At 60.3% G+C, this 1,250-nt stretch carries 1 protein-coding gene and 1 tRNA gene; one reads left to right on the top strand and one right to left on the bottom strand.

The window, feature by feature from the left end; genetic code table 11:
• Nucleotides 1–40: 40 nt before the first annotated feature.
• Complete coding sequence (locus HMPREF2822_RS07280; RefSeq protein WP_070523025.1) at nucleotides 41–919, bottom strand: polysaccharide deacetylase family protein; 879 nt, start codon at nucleotides 917–919, stop codon at nucleotides 41–43.
• A gap of 171 nt (nucleotides 920–1,090) precedes the next feature.
• Between HMPREF2822_RS07280 and HMPREF2822_RS07275 the strand changes: the two genes are divergently transcribed.
• A tRNA-Ala gene (locus HMPREF2822_RS07275) sits at nucleotides 1,091–1,163 on the top strand.
• Nucleotides 1,164–1,250 lie beyond the last annotated feature (87 nt).

Raw genomic sequence — 1,250 nt, 5'->3', positions numbered from 1 at the left:
ACTCCATGTCCAAAAACCCTATGGACATAACATTCGTGCACTATCGCCTGAAGTACTGCCTGCCGGGCTCGGGATTGGGGATGAGGCGGTCGAGGCTGACTGGCTCGAGGCCCTTCGCGCGCAGTCCGTCGATGACGCAGTCTGCGGCCCCTACGGTTGTGGCGTGAATGTCGTGCATGAGGACGATGGAGCCGGGCTGCGCCCCGCTGACTGCGGCCTCACAGACGTGCTCGGAATTGCGGTCCTTCCAATCCACGGTGTCGACGGACCACAGGGCCTGTGCCTGGCCATTAGCCTTCGCAGCGGCGTCCACGGTGCCGTTGGTGGCACCGTACGGGGGACGCATCCACCGCGGGTTCTCACCCGTTGCTGCCTTGATTGCCGCGGCCCCGGCCTTGATCTCGCCGTCCACGTCGCTGGGGGAGAGCTTGTTGAGCTCGCGGTGGGATGCGGTGTGGTTTCCCACGGTGTGGCCCTCAGCCTTCATACGGCGCAGCAGATCCGGGTGCGCGGTGGCACTGGGAGCCAAGACCATGAAGCTGGCGTGGGCGTCCTTGGCCTTCAGGGTGTCGAGGAGCTGAGCGGTCAACTCGCCGGGGCCATCGTCATAGGTGATGGCCACGCAGTTGGAGCAGGTGGCATCAGCAACCGACTGCGACTGCTGTTTGCCGGTCGGCGCGGGCTTCGCAGCCGGCCGCGAGGAGCCGGCAAAGACAGGACTATTTTGAAGCTCCTTGGGAAGAGCATCGTAGGCGTCGTGCTCTAGTTGTTGGATGTCCTTCTGGACGTCGGGGAGCTGTGGCAACGTCGGCTGTTGAATCACCGGCTGGGGAAGCTCCACGGCAGCAGCGGCGCCAGGCAGGGCCGTGGCTGCTGCAAGGGCGATGAGGGAGCGGACAAGAACACTTTTTCGGCGCATGACAACCTTCCACAGACTTTCTTAAGACGCTTTATTGTCTGTCCGGTGAAGGTGGATTATCCCTAGTGACACGCAACTAGAGTGAAAGAAGTTAACTCCTGAGGTTTCGCTAGGCCCGTAATAGGGGTGATTTCGTTGCTTTTACCGAGAGGAGTACGCTCTACAGGTATTGGGGCATTAGCTCAGTTGGTAGAGCGTTGCGTTCGCAATGCAAAGGTCAGGGGTTCGATTCCCCTATGCTCCACAGGGCGCTCACACAGTGAGCGCCCTTTAGCTTTTCGCTTAACTTAGTCGGCATCTGTTATGTCCATAGGGTTTTTGGACATGGAGT

The organism is Corynebacterium sp. HMSC062E11 (genome assembly GCF_001811845.1).
Classification (GTDB): domain Bacteria; phylum Actinomycetota; class Actinomycetes; order Mycobacteriales; family Mycobacteriaceae; genus Corynebacterium; species Corynebacterium hesseae.
This window is presented reverse-complemented; position numbering and strand designations above follow the sequence as displayed.

Bases quoted from the DNA above. Each gene is read 5' to 3' on its own strand.
- HMPREF2822_RS07280 (WP_070523025.1), bottom strand. From the start codon at position 919: ATGCGCCGAAAAAGTGTTCTTGTCCGCTCCCTCATCGCCCTTGCAGCA.